Annotated in this window: 14 protein-coding genes; 9 read left to right on the top strand and 5 right to left on the bottom strand. The window is 66.4% G+C overall.

The genetic code is table 11. From position 1 onward, the window contains the following. The first annotated feature begins 206 nt into the window (after positions 1 to 206). The 6 genes from ACTOXK_RS05345 to ACTOXK_RS05320 all read left to right on the top strand — a co-directional run bounded on the left by ACTOXK_RS05345 (position 207) and on the right by ACTOXK_RS05320 (position 9,041). The gene (locus tag ACTOXK_RS05345; RefSeq protein ID WP_482277014.1) at positions 207 to 3,797 is read left to right on the top strand and encodes a molybdopterin dinucleotide binding domain-containing protein; all 3,591 of its coding nucleotides are present in this window, start codon (positions 207 to 209) and stop codon (positions 3,795 to 3,797) included. 15 nt (positions 3,798 to 3,812) lie between these two features. Beyond that, the gene (locus tag ACTOXK_RS05340; RefSeq protein ID WP_482277015.1) at positions 3,813 to 4,472 is read left to right on the top strand and encodes a 4Fe-4S dicluster domain-containing protein; all 660 of its coding nucleotides are present in this window, start codon (positions 3,813 to 3,815) and stop codon (positions 4,470 to 4,472) included. 6 nt (positions 4,473 to 4,478) lie between these two features. Continuing rightward, complete coding sequence (locus tag ACTOXK_RS05335; protein WP_482277016.1) at positions 4,479 to 5,393, top strand: dimethyl sulfoxide reductase anchor subunit family protein; 915 nt, start codon at positions 4,479 to 4,481, stop codon at positions 5,391 to 5,393. Positions 5,394 to 5,772: 379 nt separating this feature from the next. After that, positions 5,773 to 6,483, top strand: a complete 711-nt coding sequence (locus ACTOXK_RS05330) for a 4Fe-4S dicluster domain-containing protein (RefSeq protein WP_482277017.1) — start codon at positions 5,773 to 5,775, stop codon at positions 6,481 to 6,483. A 13-nt stretch (positions 6,484 to 6,496) separates the two neighbouring features. Then, on the top strand, positions 6,497 to 7,480 hold the full coding sequence (locus ACTOXK_RS05325) for a 4Fe-4S binding protein (protein WP_482277018.1): 984 nt from the start codon (positions 6,497 to 6,499) through the stop codon (positions 7,478 to 7,480). 181 nt (positions 7,481 to 7,661) lie between these two features. Further along, entirely contained in the window at positions 7,662 to 9,041 is a 1,380-nt protein-coding gene (locus ACTOXK_RS05320; RefSeq protein ID WP_482277019.1) for a 4Fe-4S binding protein, read from the top strand. 165 nt (positions 9,042 to 9,206) lie between these two features. Here the strand turns inward: ACTOXK_RS05320 and ACTOXK_RS05315 are convergent, their stop codons facing one another. The 3 genes from ACTOXK_RS05315 to ACTOXK_RS05305 form a co-directional block, all read right to left on the bottom strand. Then, entirely contained in the window at positions 9,207 to 10,496 is a 1,290-nt protein-coding gene (locus tag ACTOXK_RS05315) for an ATP-binding protein (RefSeq protein WP_482277020.1), read from the bottom strand. A 262-nt stretch (positions 10,497 to 10,758) separates the two neighbouring features. Then, positions 10,759 to 12,132: a sensor histidine kinase gene (locus tag ACTOXK_RS05310; protein WP_482277021.1), complete on the bottom strand. Its 1,374-nt coding sequence runs from the start codon at positions 12,130 to 12,132 to the stop codon at positions 10,759 to 10,761. Positions 12,133 to 12,191: 59 nt separating this feature from the next. Beyond that, positions 12,192 to 12,872: a response regulator transcription factor gene (locus ACTOXK_RS05305; RefSeq protein ID WP_482277022.1), complete on the bottom strand. Its 681-nt coding sequence runs from the start codon at positions 12,870 to 12,872 to the stop codon at positions 12,192 to 12,194. A gap of 150 nt (positions 12,873 to 13,022) precedes the next feature. Between ACTOXK_RS05305 and ACTOXK_RS05300 the strand changes: the two genes are divergently transcribed. From ACTOXK_RS05300 to ACTOXK_RS05290, 3 genes are all read left to right on the top strand, one after another. Next, entirely contained in the window at positions 13,023 to 14,120 is a 1,098-nt protein-coding gene (locus tag ACTOXK_RS05300) for a VTC domain-containing protein (protein ID WP_482277023.1), read from the top strand. Between the two features lie 13 nt (positions 14,121 to 14,133). Continuing rightward, a complete protein-coding gene (locus ACTOXK_RS05295; RefSeq protein ID WP_482277024.1) occupies positions 14,134 to 14,829 on the top strand; it encodes a DUF4956 domain-containing protein in 696 nt (231 codons plus the stop codon). A 256-nt stretch (positions 14,830 to 15,085) separates the two neighbouring features. Further along, entirely contained in the window at positions 15,086 to 17,158 is a 2,073-nt protein-coding gene (locus ACTOXK_RS05290; RefSeq protein WP_482277025.1) for a carbohydrate-binding domain-containing protein, read from the top strand. On the opposite strand, the gene ACTOXK_RS05285 is transcribed toward ACTOXK_RS05290, so the two are convergent. Next, positions 17,147 to 17,830 carry a TorD/DmsD family molecular chaperone gene (locus ACTOXK_RS05285; RefSeq protein ID WP_482277026.1) on the bottom strand — a complete coding sequence of 228 codons (684 nt, stop codon included), beginning with the start codon at positions 17,828 to 17,830 and terminating at the stop codon, positions 17,147 to 17,149. The two genes, ACTOXK_RS05290 and ACTOXK_RS05285, sit on opposite strands and share 12 nt — an antisense overlap. Positions 17,831 to 17,925: 95 nt before the next feature. Next, positions 17,926 to 18,837: a dimethyl sulfoxide reductase anchor subunit family protein gene (locus ACTOXK_RS05280; protein WP_482279869.1), complete on the bottom strand. Its 912-nt coding sequence runs from the start codon at positions 18,835 to 18,837 to the stop codon at positions 17,926 to 17,928. Between the last annotated feature and the right edge of the window lies 1 nt (position 18,838).

Raw genomic sequence — 18,838 nt, 5'->3', positions numbered from 1 at the left:
CGGATGATTGCGCGGCCCCACAATCCCCCTCCTCTTATGATTCCCGTTTCTAACGGCTCCGTATCATTTCTCACCGTTGGGCAACAAAACATCGGGGGCGCACCGGTCGGGCCAGCGCCGACCGACCCCTCCTGGAAGGCGCCGCACCCAACCGGCCGCCGCCGGTGTTTTGTTGGAAATCAAACGAGTAAGAGAGAGGAGGACCCATGGCTAAACTTTCACTGACGCGTCGCAGCTTCCTGAAGGCCGCTGCCGTGACGGGCGCCGCGAGCACGCTGAGCTTCGCCGCCGTGCCCTCGACGGCCTTGGCCGAGGGTGTCGACGAATCAGCTGGTGAGGTCAAGCGCATCCGCTCCTGCTGCCGTGCTTGCGGCAAGGTTGAGTGCGGTGTGTGGGTCACGGTCCAGGACAACAAGGTCATCAAGGTGGAAGGTGACGAGTCCAACGCGCATAGCCGCGGTCACTGCTGCGCCAAGTCGCAGTCGTCCATGCTGGCGCTGTACCATCCCGATCGTCTGCGCTACACCATGAAGCGCACCAATCCCAAGGGCGAGGACGATCCCGGTTGGGTGCGCGTGGGCTTCGCCGAGGCGCTCGACGCCGTGGGCGCGAAGTTCAACGAGATCAAGGAGAAGTTCGGCGGCGGCAAGGCGCTGTTCACCATGGGCGGCACGTCCCGCGTGTGGGCGCAGCCTCCCTATGGCACGCTGAAGTCGGTGCTCGGCACCCACAACTTCCACTCCGCCTACGAGATCTGCAAGGGCCCCCGTCACTTCGGCGGCGTGCTCACCGATGAGAAGGGCTCGCCCTGGATGGAGGTGGAGCAGGGCCCCATCGTGTACGTGCAGTGGGGCACCGCGTCCGAGTACTCCAACTACGACTCCACGAACCGTACCGTGGTGGACTGCTCCCAGCGCGCCTACAAGCACATCCTCGTTGACCCCCGCATGAGCCCGCTGGGCAAGGAGGCCGACATCTGGCTGCCCATCCGCGTCGGCACCGACCTGGCGCTGTCTCTGGGCTGGCTGAAGTGGATCGTGGACAACGACGCCTACGACAAGAACTTCGTGAAGCGCTGGTCCAACGGCCCGTTCCTGTACAACCCCGAGGCCGACGGCAAGAACTACAAGGGCTACTTCTTCGAGATGAACGGCGGCATCCACATGACCAGCCGTCTTCTCACTGAGGCCGACCTCGATCGCGAGTGGGTGTCCCAGTTCTGGGAGCCGGCTCCGGCCGAGTACTCCTACCGCCGCTTCATCTGCTGGGACGCGGCCAACGAGAAGCCGACCTACTGGGACGCCGAGGAGTGCCAGTGGGAGGGCGAGAAGCACAAGATCCCGACCACCGGTACCTGGATCGAGCACCCCTACAAGCCCATCATCGCCGATGCCTGGCTGCCCGACCCCTCCAAGTTCGCCGACCCGGCCGACCCGGCCTACGACGCCTACTGGACCGGCGAGGGCAACGAGAAGGGCGCCAAGTCCAACCCCAAGGGCCTGCCGAAGGACCCGGAGCTGTGGCCCGACGGCGTGCAGGTGAAGCTCGCTGACGGTCGGATGATCGAGGCCAAGTCCGTGTGGCAGGAGTGGGAGCACAACCTGGAGGAGTACACCCTCGAGAACGTGTCCCAGATCACCGAGGTGCCCGCCGACAAGATCGAGGAGGCTGTGCGCACCTACACCACGCGCCTGAACCCCCTGCACGGCAACGGCGGCATCCACTACCAGCTGGCTCCCGACCAGACGGGTCACGCGGTGCAGAACACCCGCGCCCTGCAGATCATCGCTTGCATCACCGGCAACTCCGACGAGCCCGCCGGCAACCGCGGCTCCTCCAAGGCCCAGGTTGACGGCTGCGCCGGCCGCGCCAACATGCTGGTGACCGATCACGAGCCCGTCGACTGGGGCATCCGCGAGGGCATCGGCACCATGGAGCTCGGCAACACGCCGCGCGACTTGACCATTGAGGACCAGATCCCGCTGATCCAGAACTTCGTGCAGTACCTCATCGACGAGAAGTCCCCGCTGGTGGAGCGCTACGGCGGCAAGGTGCCCACGGCCGAGGAGGCCCGCTGGATCGCCGAGCGCAAGGGCGGCAACTACAAGTCCTCCCGTGCCTTCCCCGGCCTGAAGACGCCCTTCGAGACCAACGAGGACCAGATTTCCGCCGAGCGCTTCCCGCTGCTGCGCTTCTGGAACAGCTGGTCGGACGCCAGCTCCATCTGGGACGCCGTGCGCGAGATCGACTCTCCCTACAAGATTTACGGCGGCATCTGCATGTCCGGCGACTTCATGAACCAGTCGAACCTGCTGGAGGCGTGGGACGCCCTGACCCAGCTGGACTTCTGGGTGGACATCAACCTGTGGTCCTGCCCGAACAACGGCTGCGCCGACTACGTGTTCGCCTGCACCCACTGGCTCGAGACCAACACCGGCCGTGTGTCCCAGGGCGCCGGCGGCATCTTCGGTGCCGGCCAGCGCTGCGTGGAGCCCATCGGTGACGTGGTCTTCGACCCGACCTTCGTCGTGTGCCTGCACAAGGCCATGGGCGTGCCGTTCAACGACCGCGACCCCGAGTACGACGAGTGGCTGAACCTCGACTACCACGACTTCATCCAGAACGGCGGTTCCGTGGGCTACGAGGAGCAGGAGTACCGCGTGCTCAAGGACGCCACCGACTGGTGGAAGATCGAGGAGTTCCCCGACGGCCCCGACTTCCCGCAGTACGCGGCGAAGTTCCAGGAAGAGGGCTGGTTCGACTGCCGCAAGTGGCATCCCGAGCGCTGGGGCACCTACCGTCGCTGGGAGATGGGCTACCGTCGCCAGCAGGCCGGCTACAACCTGTACGCCGCCGTGGACGAGAAGTGCGCCTTCGGCACCCCCACCGGCAAGGTGGAGATCTGGTCCACCATCGCCGAGTCCTACATCGGCGACGAGACCAAGACCTTTGCCGAGGTATGCTCGCCGGATCGCGCCGCCTACGCCGGCGACATCCCGGACATCGACAAGTTCCCGCACTGGTTCGAGGCGAAGAACTCCCGCGTCCAGGCGCCCGAGTGGTACGACGCGAGCCTGGTGGACAGCGCCTCCTACAACAGCGAGGGCTACCTGAACAAGCCCTACCACGCCCTGCCCGGCGTGGGCACGGGCCAGGCCACCGATGACGGCTCCACCGACAACCTCGAGGCCTACAAGCAGGCTGTGAAGGACAACCCGGAGGCCACCTTCATCTGCACCTCCGGTGCCCGCCAGCCCGTCTACTTCCACTCCGAGCACCGTCAGCTGCCCTGGTGCCGCGAGCTGTGGCCGTCCCCGCGCTTCGAGATGAACCCGAAGGACGCCGCCCGCCTCGGCCTGGAGCAGGGCGACTGGGTCTGGGTGCGCACCCCCTGGGGCGCCATCCGCGAGGTGGTCGACCTGTACTACGGCATCAAGGAAGGCACCACCAACGCCAACCACGCCTGGTGGTACCCCGAGATGGACCACGCCGCCCACGGCTTCGAGCTCGTCGGCATCAACTGCACCATGGACAAGTACGCCCAGTGCTGGATCTGCGGCGCTTCCCAGCTGCGCGGCAACCCGATGGTCGTCTACAAGGCCACCGAGGAGAACTCGCCGTTCGGCAACCCCGTGCCGTGCGATCCGTGGGGCAACGAGGCCATCACCAACGCCAACGACCCGCGTCTGAAGGAATGGCTGGCCAACGACCCGCGTCTGGCCGACTCGAAGGTGGAGCTCACCTATGCGAGCGCCGATGCCAAGGGCCTGCAGACTATCAGCCTCATCAAGGAATAGAAAGGAGGAAGAACCGTGGCGAATTACGCGATCATCACCGACCTGAACCGTTGCACCGGTTGCCTCGCCTGCACCGTGGCGTGCAAGGCCATCAACGGCGTCGACGTGGGCAACTTCTGGATCAAGACTTTGCGCGTCGGCCCGCACCCCACCGAGGGCGGCTCCGGCACCTTCCCGGACGTGGAGATGTACTTCCTCCCCGTGCAGTGCCAGCACTGCGCCAACCCCGAGTGCGTGAAGGTGTGCCCGACCGAGGCGTCCCATGTGGCCGCCGACGGCACCATCCAGATCGACAAGGACAAGTGCATCGGCTGCCAGTTCTGCGCCATGGCCTGCCCCTACGGCGTGCGCTACCTCAATGAGGAGGAGCGCGTCGTGGAGAAGTGCACCCTGTGCGAGCAGCGTATCTCCCAGGGCGAGCTGCCCCAGTGCGTGGCCCAGTGCGGCGCCCGCGCCCGCTTCTTCGGCGATCTGGACGCCGGCGTCGAGAACTTCGAGGGCCCGGCCCATCCCGACAGCCCCGGCTGCCAGTACGACGAGATGACCAAGACTCGCGTGAAGCTGAAGGACTACGTGGAGGCCTTCACCGAGAACGATATTCACCACCTCACCAACAAGGGCAACGATCCCAAGATCATGTACCTGTTGCGCGAGGGCCGCAAGTGGAGGGAGTAACAACCGATGGAAATCCAATGGCCCTTGATTCTCTTCACGTTCTTTAACTGCCTGGCCTCCGGCATCTTCCTCGTCCAGGGCGTCCTGACCCTGGCGGGCAAGGGCAAGGCCATGCAGCTGGCCTCCTGCGCGAGCGCCATCGTGGCTTTGGCCGTGGGCGGCCTGGCGGTGTTCTTCCACCTGGAGAACCCCCTGCGCATGCTGAACGGCTTCGGCCACATCACCTCCGGCATCACCATTGAGCTGATCTTCGTGATCATCTTCGGTATCGCCGTGGTGCTGTACTTCCTCATGATGCGCCGCGCCGAGGAGGGTATTGCCCCGAAGTGGTGCGCCATCCTGGCCATCGTGGTGTCCGTGGCCCTGCCGTTCGCGACGGGCGACTCCTACCTCATGGCCGCCATCCCGGTGTGGGACACCATGCTGCTGCCGGTCTACTACGTGGCCGCCACGGTGATGCTCGGCGGTCTGGCCGCCATGATCATCGCCGGCGCCACCAAGGCTGAGGACGCGGTGAAGCTGTCCAGCACCCTGGCCTTCATCGGCACCGTGTGCGTGGCCATCGTGACCGTGATCTACGCCGTGGCCATTTCCGGTATGGGCGAGTCCTACACCACCATGGAGTACTACTTCGACCCGACCCTGCCCGATGTGCCCATGCGCGGCGCTGAGGCTGCCGTGACCGGCGCCATCATGACCGGCGAGCATGCCGTGGCCTTCTGGCTCGGCGCCATCGTCATCGGGTGCGTGGCCCCGGCCATCGTCTCCTTCCTGGCGATGACCGGCAAGATCGCCGCCGACAAGGTGCTTGTGGCCGCCGTGATCGCCATCGCGTGCGCCATCATCGGCACCATCGTGTGGCGCGTGCTGCTCTACGAAGTGGCCGTGAACGCCCTCATCCAGTTCCAGTGGGCGAACTAGCGTAACGGAGGCGGCCCGTTCTGGTCGACGGGCCGCCCTTTGAGGAACCTGAGCGAGGCGGGCTTTTCTTACCGGACAAGCCCCGCAGGCAACGCACCGGCCCGCCTCGCTTTCCCGCCTGATAGCGGCCCCTTCCCGAGGGGCAATGCGGCGCGCGGGCGGCGCCTTCCCCAGGGGAGGGGTCATGTAGTTTCGGAAATGGCTTGAAAATCGAGGTTGCGCGACGCTTTCGAGGCGCAACTGCTGCCACGGCGCCCGTTTCGGTAGCGAAAGCGGCGAAAATGAGCACTTGGCGCGGGGAATTGCCCCGGCGGCGGCCTGGGGCGGTGGCACAACCTCGATTTTGAAGCCATTTGAGCGAGAGTGAAGAGGAGAAGCCATGGCTGAGGAGAAGAACGAAGCGACGGCGGTGCCCGGGGACGGCGCCGCTGAGCCCAAGCGCACCGAGCGCGGCGGCATCTCGCGCCGCGGACTGTTCATCGGCGTGGGGTCCACGGTGGCCCTGCTGGGTCTGGGCGGCCTGCGCTATGCGGGCCACAACCCGGTGAACCGGCCTCCTGGAGGCACCGACGAGGCGCATCTGGTGTCGGGCTGCATCCGCTGCGAGCGCTGCTACGAGGCGTGCCCGCGCAAGGTGATCGTGCCCGCGAAGATCGAGGACGGCCTGCTCGGCATGCGCAGCCCCATGCTCGATTTCAACACGGGGAACTACTGCGACTTCTGCTACGAGGAGAACGGCGGCAACCCCATGTGCGTGGCCGTGTGCCCCACCGAGGCCCTGGAGCTTCCGGCCTCCTACACCGTGGGCAACCCCGAGACCGGCGAGACGGGCGACATCATCATCGGCACGGCTGAAATTGACCCGCGCACCTGCCTGGCCTACCGCCTCACCGGCTGCCGCGACTGCTACGATGCCTGCAAGTACGGCGCCATCGAGCTGAAGGACGAGGGCGGCGCGAACCCCATTCCCTACGTCATCGAAGACCGGTGCAACGGCTGCGGCGCGTGCCAGGCCGTGTGTCTGTCGCTGTCGTCGGGTTCCATCAAGTCCAGCGAGCGGGCCATCGTGGTTCGCCCCATCCAGGCGTAGGGAGGACGCACCCATGAAGACCAAGAACCTCCGCACCCTCATTGCCGCCGCGGTGTTCGGCGTGATGACCATCGGCCTGGTGGCCGGCGTGAGCACCGGCACCCTGTCCGGCTTCGGCTGGGACACCATCGCGGCGCTGTGCCCCCTGGGCGCCCTCGGCACCATGATCGCCACGAAGACCATGATTCCCCGGGCGGTCATCTCGCTCGTCATCATGGCGGCCCTCGTGCTGCTCGTGGGCCGCGCCTTCTGCGCGTGGCTGTGCCCCACCACCCTCATCTACCGCATCCGCGACTACTTCCGCTCGCCTAAGAAGCGCAAGGCCCTGGCCGAGCAGAAGAATGCCGAGATCAAGGCCATTTCCCAGCAGGAGCTGGACGGCCTGAAGCCGGCGAAGGACGGATCGACGGCCCACGCCTGCGGTGCCTGCGGCAAGTGCCAGCCCCTCAAGCACGGTAAGCTGGACTCCCGCCATGCGGTGCTCGGTGGCGCGCTTCTGTCCACGGCCGTGTTCGGCTTCCCGGTGTTCTGCCTCGTGTGCCCCGTGGGCCTCACCTTCGCCACGGTGCTTGTGCTGTGGCGGGCCTTCTCGGCGGGCGATGCCACCATCGGCATTGTCCTCATCCCGGCCATGCTCATCATCGAGATCGTGTTTCTGCGGAAGTGGTGCACGCGCTTCTGCCCGCTGTCGGCTCTCATGAACCTGGTGGGCCGCTTCTCGCGCACCTTCGTGCCGACCATCAACGACGAGAAGTGCCTGGAGACGGCCAAGGGCGCCTCGTGCAGCAAGTGCGCCGAGGTGTGCCAGTTCGACATCAACCTGCGCCATCCCGATTTCGGCGAGCTCACCATGGCCGACTGCACCCGCTGCCGCGCCTGCGTGGATGCCTGCCCCACGCGTGCCATCACCATGCCGCTGCTGGCGGGGAAGAAGGCGAAGGGCACCGTCGTGGAGGCCGATCCGGCTCTGGAGGATTTGGAACCGAAGCTGGACTAGGAACTTGGGGCGGCTCGCGCCGATGCCGCGGGCCGCCTGCGCGATATCATTTTGAGCAGAGTGCAGGGCGAGCAGAGGTCGGCGAGGGCGGCCGCCGGAGCCCGACGTAAGAGATATTGCTTTAGTTGTTGGTGCGGAAGGGCTTTGGGAGAGGCTCGACCGCCTTTGAAGAGGAGCAACTATGGTTGAGAAGATCGATGCGGCGGCCCACCGTCATGTGGGTGCCGCCTTTACGGCCGTGGATAGCACGGCCATTCGCGTTCATCGCGAGCGCTGCGCTAAGGTGCGCAACCGCAATGTGGAGTGCCTGAAATGCGCCGCTGCCTGCACCTCGGGCTGCATTGCCCTGGTAGAGGGCGAGCTGGTGATCGATGCGGCCCAGTGCGTCGGTTGCGGTACCTGCGCGACGGTGTGTCCCACCTGCGCCTTGGAATCCCTGAACCCGAGTGATGCCGAGTTGGTCGGCGCCTGCCTGAATGCCGCGCGCGACGGGCGGGTAGTTGTGGGCTGCGGGCTGGCCCTGGAGGCGCTGGATGGTCTTGTGGATAGCGCCGCCGTGGTTCCCGTGGTGTGCGCTGGGCGCGTGGACGAGTCGCTTCTGTGTACGCTGGCGGCCCGCGGGGTGCGGGAAGCTACCGTGCTCTGCGGTCGGTGCGACCGGTGCGCCCAGCGCCATGGAGCCGCGACGGCCGTGCTCGTGGCTGAGACGGCCCAGACCCTGCTGGATGCCTGGGGCGCTTCCCTGACCGTGCGGGTGACCGACGAGGTGCCGCAGTTTCTGCTGGCCGAGGGCGTCACGGCTGCTGCTGCGGCCCGGGCCCGCGACGACTTCTTCGCCGACGGCCGCGCCTGCGCGCCGGTGGTGTGCGAAGGGGGCGCTGCGGCCGACGGCCCTGGCGAGTCCGGCGGCGATATCGCGGCTGATGCCGAGCTGGCTGCCGGCGATTCGGCTGCCCCCAGCGAACCCGCTTCCGCCGCCAGCCCCCGCGAGGCCGGTCGCGGCCCGGTATCCCTCTCATCCCCGGAGGCCGAGGCGGCCGATACCACGGTGGGTCCGGGTCTGCGCTTCTTCTGGAATTCGGGTCACAGCCGCAAGGTCGCGTCCCATTCCCTGCATGTCATGAAGGACGGCACCCTGCCCCATTTCGTTCCCGATCGGCGCGAGCGCCTGCTCGATGCCCTGGCCGCCTTGGGCGAACCAGCAACTTCATCGATAGCGTGCCGCCTGTGGGGCACCGTGGTTATCGACGGCACGAAGTGCGTTTCCTGCCGTATGTGCGCCACGTTCTGCCCCACTGGCGCTATCGAGAAGTTCGACGAGGCCGATGGCGCGCTCGGGGTCGTCCATCGCCCCGCCGACTGCGTGAAGTGCGGCAGCTGTGCGGACATTTGCCCCGCCGATGCCATCACGGTTCTCGACGAGGTGCGCACGGCCGGCCTCGTGGATGGCGATGCCCATCGCTACGCCATGACGCCCCGCCCCGTCAGCCTCAGCGACAACCCCCATCAGATTCTCGACACCTTCCGCCTCGATTTCAACGGCGACATTTTCGAGAGGTAGACGGCCGCCACTCTCCCTGCAACTTTTCGGCAGCCGTCCTACCCCGCCCCCGAGCCTCTATCCTCTTCATGGCTCGGGGGCTTTTGTTTCACCTGCCCTGATGGGCGAGCGAAGTATATAATGGCGCGATCTTCTTCTCATCGTCTAAAATCCATGGATGGGTTCTTACGGGCGCAAGCAGCCGAGGGGGATGACGTAGACGCTGTCGGAGCGACGATAGGCATAGCCGGTGGCGGTGACGACTGCGAGGAAGCTCGGGGGCTTCATCCTGTCGGTGTCAATATCGGCAGCGAAACGGAGTAGGTTCTGCGCTGCCTCCTCAATGTGCTCTTGGCTGGCCAGCTTTACTTCGACCGGCGCCCAGCTTCCGTCTCTCAGGTGGATGACCGCATCGGCCTCGCGGCCCCTTTTGTCGCGGTAATGGTATATCTGACCGTTGAGGCTCTCGGCGTAGACGCGCAGGTCTCGCACGCAGAGGGATTCGAAGAGCAGTCCGAAGGTCGCGAGGTCGTTGATGAGATCGCGGGGTCCAAGACCGAGGGCGGCGCAGGCAATGGATGGGTCGACGAAATGCTTCGTCGCCGATGTTCGCACGGCGGTTTTCGACCGCAGATTCGGATTCCACGCGGGAAGATTCTCGATGACGAACAATTTTTCCAACGCAGAGATGTAGAGCGAGATGGTCTCGTCACTCAGCGTCGCCTCGTCGTTGGCTGCCATGTCCTTGCGGATTTCGGCCAGCGAGGTCTCAGTGGCGACGGCACGGGAGTAGGAGCGCATGAAGCGCTTGATGCGCTCGGGGTTCTTTGTTCGCCGAAAGATTCGGTTGATATCCTCGTGAACGAGGCCATCGTAGAACACAAAGGCCTGTTCGAGGGCGACCTCTCGATCCAGATCGAGGGCGCGGGGCCACCCGCCGCGACAGGTGAGATAGGCGTAGTCTTCCAGTGTCAGGTCGCATTGGGCGGCTATCGCTCCGTTTTCGCGGAACAGGTCCGCTAGGGAAACGCTGCCGTTGCCGTCGCGAGATTCGAATAGCGACATGGTTCTCATAGTCAGGGGGTTTATGCGTCCTATGCCGCTGTGCTCGTAGGGATGAGGTTCGTCGCCTTCCGGATCGGAGAGCGGTGTGGCTGAGCCAGTGAGTATGAACTGTCCGTTCTCGTCGCGCTGATCCACCTCGAAGCGAATTTGATCCCAAATGAAGGGAATCACTTGCCATTCATCGATGAGCCGAGGGGTGGGGCCGGCCAGCAGGAGGGAGGGAGCGTTTTTGGCAAGCTCTCTGTTCTGGGCACTTGTTTGGCGATCTTGCATGAAGACGGAGCTTCGGGCCCTCTGCTCGGCAGTCGTCGACTTACCGCACCATTTGGGCCCTCGGATGAGCACGGCTCCGCTCGATTGCAGCTTGAAATCGAGGAGGGAGTCAGCAACGCGAGGATAGTATTCAAGCATGGGAACCTCCTAATAATCAGGAAGTTTACGATAATTTCGGTCATTTGGCAATAATAACATCGGTCATTTGGCAGATTTAATATCGTCAATTTGGACGAGTTAACATCGGTCATTTGGCAGTTGTCCTACCCCGCCCCCGAGCCTCTATCCTCTTCATGGCTCGGGGGCTTTTTGCATGGCGGCCACGGGGCGCGTGGGAACCGGGCTGCATGGGCGGCAGGCAGTTGGGGAAGATGGGGAGGGGAGGAACCGGGGCGCAAGCCTAGGCCAAGGGGAGGCGCAGGGTGAAGGTGGTGCCCGCTTCGGCGGCGCTCGCGGCGGCGAGGGTGCCGCGATGGGCCCGGGCGATGTCTTGGGCGATGGCGAGCCCGAGGCCGTAGCCGTCGGCCGGTCCGGCCGCGCCGTGGGTGCGGGCCTTATCGGCTCGGTAGAAGCGGTCGAACAGGTGCGGCAGGTCCTCCGGCGGGATGGGCTCGCCGCTGTTGCGCACAGCGAGCACGGCCTCGCCCGGTTCGATGCCGAGGCCGATGGCCACGGTGCCCCCGGGCTCGGTGTACTTGCAGGCGTTGTCCAGCAGCACGGCCACGAGCCGCTCGAGGCGCGCGCTGTTTCCGCGCACCGAGATGCCCGCGGCCACGGTGCACTCCCAGGTGATGGCGCGCTCGAAGGCCACGGCCTCGAAGGAGAGCGCTTCCCCTTCCACGAGGCGGCTGAGATTCACCAGCGGGGCCTCGTCGCCCGTGGCCTCTTCGGTGGCGGGGCGGGCCAGATCGAGCATATCGGCTACGAGGGCCTGCATGCGCTCGGCCTCCACCTGGGTGCTTTCCACCCATTGCATCTGGCTGGCCACGGTATCGCCGCCCCGCCGCCGCAGGATGGCATTGTTCGCGAGGATCACCGTGAGGGGCGTCTTCAGCTCGTGGGACGCATCGGCAATGAATTGCTGCTGCTGGTTCCAGGCCCGCTGCACCGGTCCGAGGGCCCAGCGAGAGAATCGCAGGTTGAGCAGGAACAACAGCCCAAGGGCCATCACGCCGATGCCCGCGAGTCCCCAGGCGAGCCCCTGCCAGGCGCTCGCCGCCCCGCCGCCGGCAAAGGCCACGAGCCATCCGGGCCCCGCTTCCCGCTTCGAGAAGAACAGGCGCTGCTCCTCTAGGTAGCCGTGGGTGCCCGGTGCCATGAGAGCGGCTTGCATCGCTTCGGGCAGCACTGCCTCGGGTACGGCGGCGCTCGACTGTTCCAACAGCGGCTGGATAAGGCCGTCCTCCCAATGGTACACGGCCGTGGGCACGGGGCTGTCCGGCGCCCCCTGGGGCTCGCCGCCGATCTCCGGGGGCGTGAAGGTGCCCTCGTCCGCGGGCCCGTTCTCGTCGGGGGGCGTGAGGGGGTGGCGGTCGGGAACCAGTTGGGCCCGGCGGCCCGCGGGGCTCAGGGCCTGGGCGAGGGTGCGGTAGGTCTCGTCCACGTCGCTGCGGTAGTCCATGTAGCAGATGGCCGTGAAGGAGCCGGCCAGCACCAGGGCGGCCAGACCCATGTTCAAGGCGATGAACTTCGCCCGCAGGCCGCGCAGCAAAGGCGGGGTCGTCGCACCGCCAGGGCCGGCCGCCCTGGCGTGAGCGCCCAGTGCCGGGCCCATTCCGGCCAGCGCATTTGCCCTTTTCGCCCCCTTCGCTGCCGTTGTGGAAGTGCCATCGCTCACGAGGCGCCGCCCTCGGCGAAGCGATAGCCGACGCTGCGGATGGTCTCGATCTTGGCTGTCGATCCCACGTGGGCGATCTTCTTCCGCAAAAAGGAGATGTAGGCTTCCACATTGTTGTCGCTGGCGCTGGAATCGGGTCCCCAGGCCCGGGTGATGAGCGCCTCCTTCGAGATGACCGCCCCGGGCGAGCCCAGCAAAATGCGGGCGATGGCGAATTCCTTCTGGCTCAGGCGCACGGCGGCTTCTCCGCAGCCGAGATCGAGGCTCTCCAGGTTCAGGGTGAGGTCGCCCGCGGTCAGGGTCTCGAAGACCACGTCGCCCTGGCGGCGGGTGAGGGCCCGCAAATGGGCCATGAGCTCGGCCGGGGAGAAGGGCTTGGTCATGTAGTCGTCGGCGCCCGAATCGAGCCCGGCGATCTTGTCGGCCGTGGCATCGCGGGCCGTGAGCAGCAGGATGGGCGTGCTCACGTGGGCGCGCCGCAGGTGCTGGGCCACGGTGAAGCCGTCGGCCTTCGGCAGCATGACGTCCAGGATGATGACGTCGTAGATGCCCGTCGCGCCGTAGTCGATGCCGGCCTGGCCGTCGTGGACCGCGTCCACGGTGTAGCCGTTGTCCTCCAGGATGCGGGCCAGCGCCTCGGCGAGGCGCACGTCGTCTTCCACCACCAGTATGTGCATGGGGCTCCTTCTCCTTAGGCCGGGCCGTTTTGCCGCGGTCTCCATTGTAACGCCGTGGCTGAAAGCAAGCTGAAAGGACCGCCCTGCTTCAGGGACTTTTCAGGAAGTCCCCCTATGATGGCCGCCGGCAAAGAGCGAACGGAGGTGCCCATGGCCGATTACCAGTGCGTGTTCAAGCGCGTGGAAAAGAAGTACCGTCTCGGGGCGGCCGAGCGTCGCGCGATGGAGGCGGCTGCCCGGGAAGGCGGCCCCTTGGCCGTGGACGCCTACGGCCGCACGCGCATCACGAGCCTGTATCTGGACACGCCCGAGCGGGCCATGATCGCCCGGTCCGTGGAAAAGCCCCTCTACAAGGAGAAACTGCGCCTGCGGGCCTACGGCGAGGCGGCTGGCGTGGCGCTGATGGCTGCGTTCGGCGCGGGGCCGATGGGGCACGGGGTTGACGGCGTGGAAGGAGTGCGGTGCGGGGCTAGCGGCGCGGAAGGGGTGCGGCCTGAAGCTGGCGCCGGGCCGATGAGACGGGAAGTCGGCGGCGCGCCCTTGGCAGATGCTGAAGTGGAGGCGCGAGTGGCCGCGGCCCTGGCGACGGCGGGCTTGAGCGCTGCGCCGACGGTGTTCTTCGGCATCAAGAAGAAGTTCAAGGGCATCGTGTACAAGCGGCGCCTGGCCCTCACGCTGCCAGCGGCCCTGGCCTTCGTGAGCGGCTTGCCCTACGAGCAGGCTTGGGCCTGCTGGCCCGTGACCGACGGCTCCGGGGAGGACGGCCTCGCCCCCGGTGCCCGTCAGATCGCCCGGGAACTGACGGCCGCCATGGACCGCTGGCTGCCGCTCGCACCCTCCATGGGCATCGCCTGCGACCGCGAGGCCTGGTCCTATGCTGCGGCCGCGGCATCCGAAGGGGAGGGCGGGGCAGAAGGGAACCGTGGAATCGAAGCGACTGGCCCCTTCGACCCGATTCTGCGCTCTGTCTCCGATGCAGCCCGACAGGCCGCCTTCGATCCGGGTCTGCGCCTCACCTTCGACGACGGGCTGGCGTATCTCGACTGTCACCAGTTGGAGGCCCCGTGGGTGCCGATCATCGCGCCCGATGAGGCCATCCTGGAGATCAAGAGCGCCGGCCCCTACCCACCCTGGCTTGTGACAGTCCTTTCGGCCCACCGCATCTACCCGGCCTCGTTCACCAAGTACGGCCAGGCCTACTGCTGCTGCACGCCGCCTGTCGCGCCGCAGCCCCGCAAGTTCGCCTAGAGAAAGGATTTCCATGTTCGATGCAACGTTCAGCTCCGTGTTCGGCACGGCCGAATCCCTCGTGGGGGCGGTATCCGCCGCCGACTTCCTGCTGTGCTGCGGTTTCTCGGTGGTGCTCGGTGCCATCTGCGCGGCTGTGTACATGTTCCGCCACAGCTATACGAAGAACTTCGTGGTCACGCTGGCCCTGCTGCCGCTCATTGTGCAGATGGTCATCACCCTGGTGAACGGCAACCTCGGCGCGGGCATCGCCGTCATGGGCGTGTTCAACCTCGTGCGGTTCCGCTCCATTCCCGGCTCGGCGAAGGACATCGGCAGCGTGTTTCTGGCCATGGCCGTGGGCCTGGCTACGGGCATGGGCTTTCTGGGACTCGCGGTGCTGTTCACCGCGGTGGTGGCCCTGGTGAACCTGCTGTTCGTGCTCACCCCCTTCGGCCGGCCGCGCGAACCGGGCAAGATGCTGAAAATCACCATCCCGGAAGACTTGGAATACGACGGTGTCTTCGACGAAGTGCTCGGCCGCTATACCACCGAGGCCGAGCTGATCGAGGTGACCACCACCAACATGGGCAGCCTCTTCCAGCTCACTTACGTTCTGCGGCTGCAGGAGCCGGGGCTGGAGAAGGCCCTCATCGACGAGTTGCGGTGCCTGAACGGGAACTTGAAGATTTCCCTCGGGGTTATGCCCCAGGGTCGGGAAACGTTGTAAGTCTGCCGGGGCGGCTTCCGGATGCGCGGTTTCGTCGCCCGCTGAGCGCTGATCCCACTGCGAACGCGGCAGAAGAAGCAGAGAAGATGACGCACATCTGCCGGTACTATCCCAGCATCGTTGCTGCTGAAGTGGAATCTGCTTCTTATGGGCCGCGTTCTCCGTGGGGCGCTCAGAGGTCGCCGAAACCGCACATCCGGAAGCCGCCTGGAACGGTTTCCCTGGTTGAAATGCACGAATGGAAAAGGAATTGAACATGGTGAAGAATAGCTTATTGGATCAGGTAGCTGCTCGACGGCGGGCTTGGGGTCGCGGGGCGGTGGCTGTGGCGCTGACGGGAGCGTTGGCACTGACGGGATGTGCGGGCGGGAACTACGGCGACGATGCGGCTGTCGCTGGCGATGACGCTCAGAAGCAGGATACGTCCGCGACCGATAGTGGTGCGGAAGCCGTCGACTGGGATGCGCTCATCGACATCGACGGGATGGACTTTGACTATTCTGATCGCGACAAGGACGCTTCCTACGACGCCGCCTCCGCTACCACCATCGAGCTGACGGGCGACGGGGCCACGGTGACGGGCGAAGGCGCCTCCGTTGACGGCTCCACGGTTGCTATTTTCGCCGCGGGCACCTACGTGGTGTCCGGCGAGCTGGCCGACGGCGAGGTGGTGGTGAACGCCAGCGACCAGGACAAGGTGCAGGTGGTGCTGGCCGGCGCTTCCGTTCGCAACGCCGACGGCGCGGCCCTGAACATTCAGCAAGCGGACAAGGTGTTCGTGACCCTGGCCGAGGGCACCCAGAACACGCTGGCCGATGGGGCCGATTACGCTCTGGCCGAAGGGGAGGACGAGCCGAACGCGGCTCTGTTCTCCAAGGCCGACCTCACCATCAACGGCACGGGCGCTCTCACCGTGGAAGGCAACTACCGCCACGGCGTGAACTCCAAGGACGACCTGGTGGTGACGGGCGGCGCCATCGCCGTGACGGCCAAGGAGGACGGCTTGCGCGGGAAGGACTGCGTGAAGATCGCCGACGGCACGTTTACGGTGACGGCGGGGGAGGACGGCATCCAGTCGAGCAACGACGAGGATCCCACGCGCGGGTTCGTGGCCATCGATGGCGGCACCTTTGCGCTGAACGTGCAGGACGACGGCGTGCAGGCCGCTACCTACCTGCGCATCGCCGGGGGCGAGGGCACGGTGAACGCCGACGACCACGCATTCCGCTCGGAAGTGGAGGCGGCCATGACCGGCGGCGACTTCACCGTGGAAGCCGGCGGCAAGGGCATGAACCCCGAGACCCGCTTCACCATGGACGGCGGCACGCTGAACGTGACCGGATGCGATGAGGGCATCGAGGCCGAGAAGGTGATCGTCAACGACGGCGCGTTGAATATCGTGGCCAGCGACGACGGCATCAACGCCGCTGTGGCCGAGCGCTCGGACGAGACCGAAGGCACGGTGGAGGCGACCGCTGCGGATGGCAAAACCGGCGGCGACACCGCGGCCGGCGGAGAGCAGGACACTCCGGGCGATGGCGTCGGCGAGCCCCCGGCGTTGCCCGAGGGTATGGAAGAGGGGCAGATGCCCGAGCCTCCCACGGGCGCCGACGGCCAGCAGCCCCAGCCCCCGACGGGTGAGAACGGCACCATGCCCGAACCCCCTGAGGGCTTCGATCCCGCCAGCGGCGAGCGCCCCGAACTTCCCGAAGGCGCGGAAGAGGGTCAGATGCCCGAAGGTGGCTTCGGCGGCCCCGGCGGCATGGGCGGCGGTGCCGGCGGCCCGATGGCGTCTAATGCCAGTGAGGACTGCCTCATCCAGATCAACGGCGGGAAGGTAACCATCGATGCCGGCGGCGACGGGCTCGATTCCAACGGGTACGTGGAAATCAACGGCGGCACCGTGTTCGCCAACGGCTCGGCTGGCGGCGGCGACAGCGCCCTCGACTACGAGTACGGCGCCACGGTAACGGGCGGCACCGTCATCCTCGCCGGTTCCACGGGCATGGCCGAGACCTTCACCGAGGGCACCCAGCCCTTCGCCCTCGTGGCCGTGAGCGGCGCGGCCAGCGACACCCTGACCATCGCCGACGCCTCGGGCGCGACTCTCGCCGAGTACACCGTCCCCAAGGCCTTCCAATGCGCCGTGGTGTCGTCTCCCGACTTCACCGAAGGGGGCACCTACCAGGTCATCGTGAACGGTACTGCCACGGAATTCACCGCCTCCACCACCCCGAGCAACACCGTGGGCGGCATGGGCGCCCACGGCATGGGAGGTCCGGGCGGCGGTCGCGATCCGCGAGACCAGCGTTCGGACTCAGCTGAGTAGCCGCTCGAGATCATCGAGCATGGCGGCCTCTTCGGCGATGAAGGCCTCTGTCAGGTTGAGGACGCCGCGGTAGAAGCGGGTCTCCACGATCTGGTCGGCGATGGCGTGGAAGGTGGGAAACCAGGAGGCGACGTGCGTTTCGAAGAAGGCCCGCTGGTCCCGGATCAGCGAGGTGGCATCCTCGTCGCGTTGCTCGCGAAGGGTTGCTGCGGTCTCGTCGCACAGGAAGGCCAGGTACTCGCAGATGAACGACAGGTGGTCTTCCGGCAGGTCGGCACCTGCGGGCACGCGCAGGGCATGGGCCTTCAGCGTGCGGTACACCTCGCTGCGGGCCTCGCCCATGAGTCCCAGGGCGTTCGCCTCGAACAGGGACTGGAACGGCTGGGCGGTGCGGCCGCTCACGGTACGGATGCCGTAGAAGGCGCCGGTGTAGTCGGCGGCCAGCGTTTCCTTCGTGCCGGAATGGCGCAGGCGCAACGCTTTGGACAAATCGGCGTAGGCGATGGCGAAGGGGGAGCCCTCTTCCGACGCCGCGTCCGCGATATCGCTTGCGGCCAGGGCGTCGATCTGCTCCTGGGAGAGCGGCTGGAAGTACAGCGTGGCGATCAGGCGGTAGAGGCCGGCGCGGCTCTCGCACAGCGCGATGGCCTCGGCGCGGGTGTCGTCGTTCATGGCAAGCTCCTTAGATGACGAGTGGATGAGGAGGGGCGGCGGCGGGAAGCAGGAAGGAGGAAAGCCTCCCGCCGCCGGAAAAGAGAGGGAATGCGCTACAGGTTCAGCATGACGCTGGGAACGGTGTGGGAGAACAGGTCGAGGTAGCCGGTGGCTGCTGCCCACATGAGCATACGCAGGGCGATGCCGCCCACGAAGGCGCAGACCGCGCCCACGGCGGCCAGGGGCACCGGGGCCTTCGTCGCCGCGGCCGTCATGCCGGCAACGCCGCAGGCCAGCACGCCGGCCACGCCGACGACCACGCAACCGCCCCAGAACAGGGCACCGTGGGCCCCGGCGGCGTCGAAGCCGAGGAACAGCCCGTAGGCCACGATGCCCACGGCGTCCAAGGCGCAGCACACCAGCACGGCGAGCCACAGCTTGCCGCCCAGCTCGCTCGCGACAACCGTCGCCGCAGGGGCGCCGTCAGAGCTGTCGGCCCTCGCGACCTCGGCACCGGCCGGCTTCTTCGTCAGTCCGGCCACCAGCGCGTACAGAAATGCGCCCAGGGCCAAGGCCGTACCCAGGTAGGCCAAGGGCAGCGTCTCGGTGTTCCACGTGGGCTGGGCGTCGATGACATAGCCGTGGCCGCAGAAGAATCCGATGGCGATGCCGCACACCACGGCCAGCACCGCGAACACCTTCGCCGCCGTGCTGCCGTCGCCCTCGCGGGTGAGCACCAGGTATACGGCACCCACGATGAAGTTCGCGCCCAAGAGCATCAGTTCAATGGAGATGCCCGAGAATGACAGCAGGTTTGTCACGGCGCTGATGGCGTTCAAGGGCGACGCCAGGTGCGCCACCGAGGCGAGGCCGCCCACCACGAGCAGCACGAGTGCCGTCCACGAGGCACGACGGCGCACGGTGCGCGAGCCGCCCAAAAGCTCGGAGAGGCCGGCAAGGGCGAGCAGGCCGCCGGCACCGCCGGCCAGCAGGGAGAACAGGACAAGGGGCCATTGGATCGCCATG

Source organism: Adlercreutzia sp., assembly GCF_056795635.1.
Note: the sequence above shows the minus strand (reverse complement) of the source record. Positions and strands in the feature narration are given on the sequence as shown.

Excerpts from the sequence above, each read along its gene's own strand:
- ACTOXK_RS05345 (WP_482277014.1), top strand. The coding sequence starts at position 207 with ATGGCTAAACTTTCACTGACGCGTCGCAGCTTCCTGAAGGCCGCTGCC.
- ACTOXK_RS05335 (WP_482277016.1), top strand. The coding sequence starts at position 4,479 with ATGGAAATCCAATGGCCCTTGATTCTCTTCACGTTCTTTAACTGCCTG.
- ACTOXK_RS05330 (WP_482277017.1), top strand. The coding sequence starts at position 5,773 with ATGGCTGAGGAGAAGAACGAAGCGACGGCGGTGCCCGGGGACGGCGCC.
- ACTOXK_RS05325 (WP_482277018.1), top strand. The coding sequence starts at position 6,497 with ATGAAGACCAAGAACCTCCGCACCCTCATTGCCGCCGCGGTGTTCGGC.
- ACTOXK_RS05320 (WP_482277019.1), top strand. The coding sequence starts at position 7,662 with ATGGTTGAGAAGATCGATGCGGCGGCCCACCGTCATGTGGGTGCCGCC.
- ACTOXK_RS05315 (WP_482277020.1), bottom strand. The coding sequence starts at position 10,496 with ATGCTTGAATACTATCCTCGCGTTGCTGACTCCCTCCTCGATTTCAAG.
- ACTOXK_RS05310 (WP_482277021.1), bottom strand. The coding sequence starts at position 12,132 with ATGGGCCCGGCACTGGGCGCTCACGCCAGGGCGGCCGGCCCTGGCGGT.
- ACTOXK_RS05305 (WP_482277022.1), bottom strand. The coding sequence starts at position 12,872 with ATGCACATACTGGTGGTGGAAGACGACGTGCGCCTCGCCGAGGCGCTG.
- ACTOXK_RS05300 (WP_482277023.1), top strand. The coding sequence starts at position 13,023 with ATGGCCGATTACCAGTGCGTGTTCAAGCGCGTGGAAAAGAAGTACCGT.
- ACTOXK_RS05295 (WP_482277024.1), top strand. The coding sequence starts at position 14,134 with ATGTTCGATGCAACGTTCAGCTCCGTGTTCGGCACGGCCGAATCCCTC.
- ACTOXK_RS05290 (WP_482277025.1), top strand. The coding sequence starts at position 15,086 with ATGGTGAAGAATAGCTTATTGGATCAGGTAGCTGCTCGACGGCGGGCT.
- ACTOXK_RS05285 (WP_482277026.1), bottom strand. The coding sequence starts at position 17,830 with ATGAACGACGACACCCGCGCCGAGGCCATCGCGCTGTGCGAGAGCCGC.
- ACTOXK_RS05280 (WP_482279869.1), bottom strand. The coding sequence starts at position 18,837 with ATGGCGATCCAATGGCCCCTTGTCCTGTTCTCCCTGCTGGCCGGCGGT.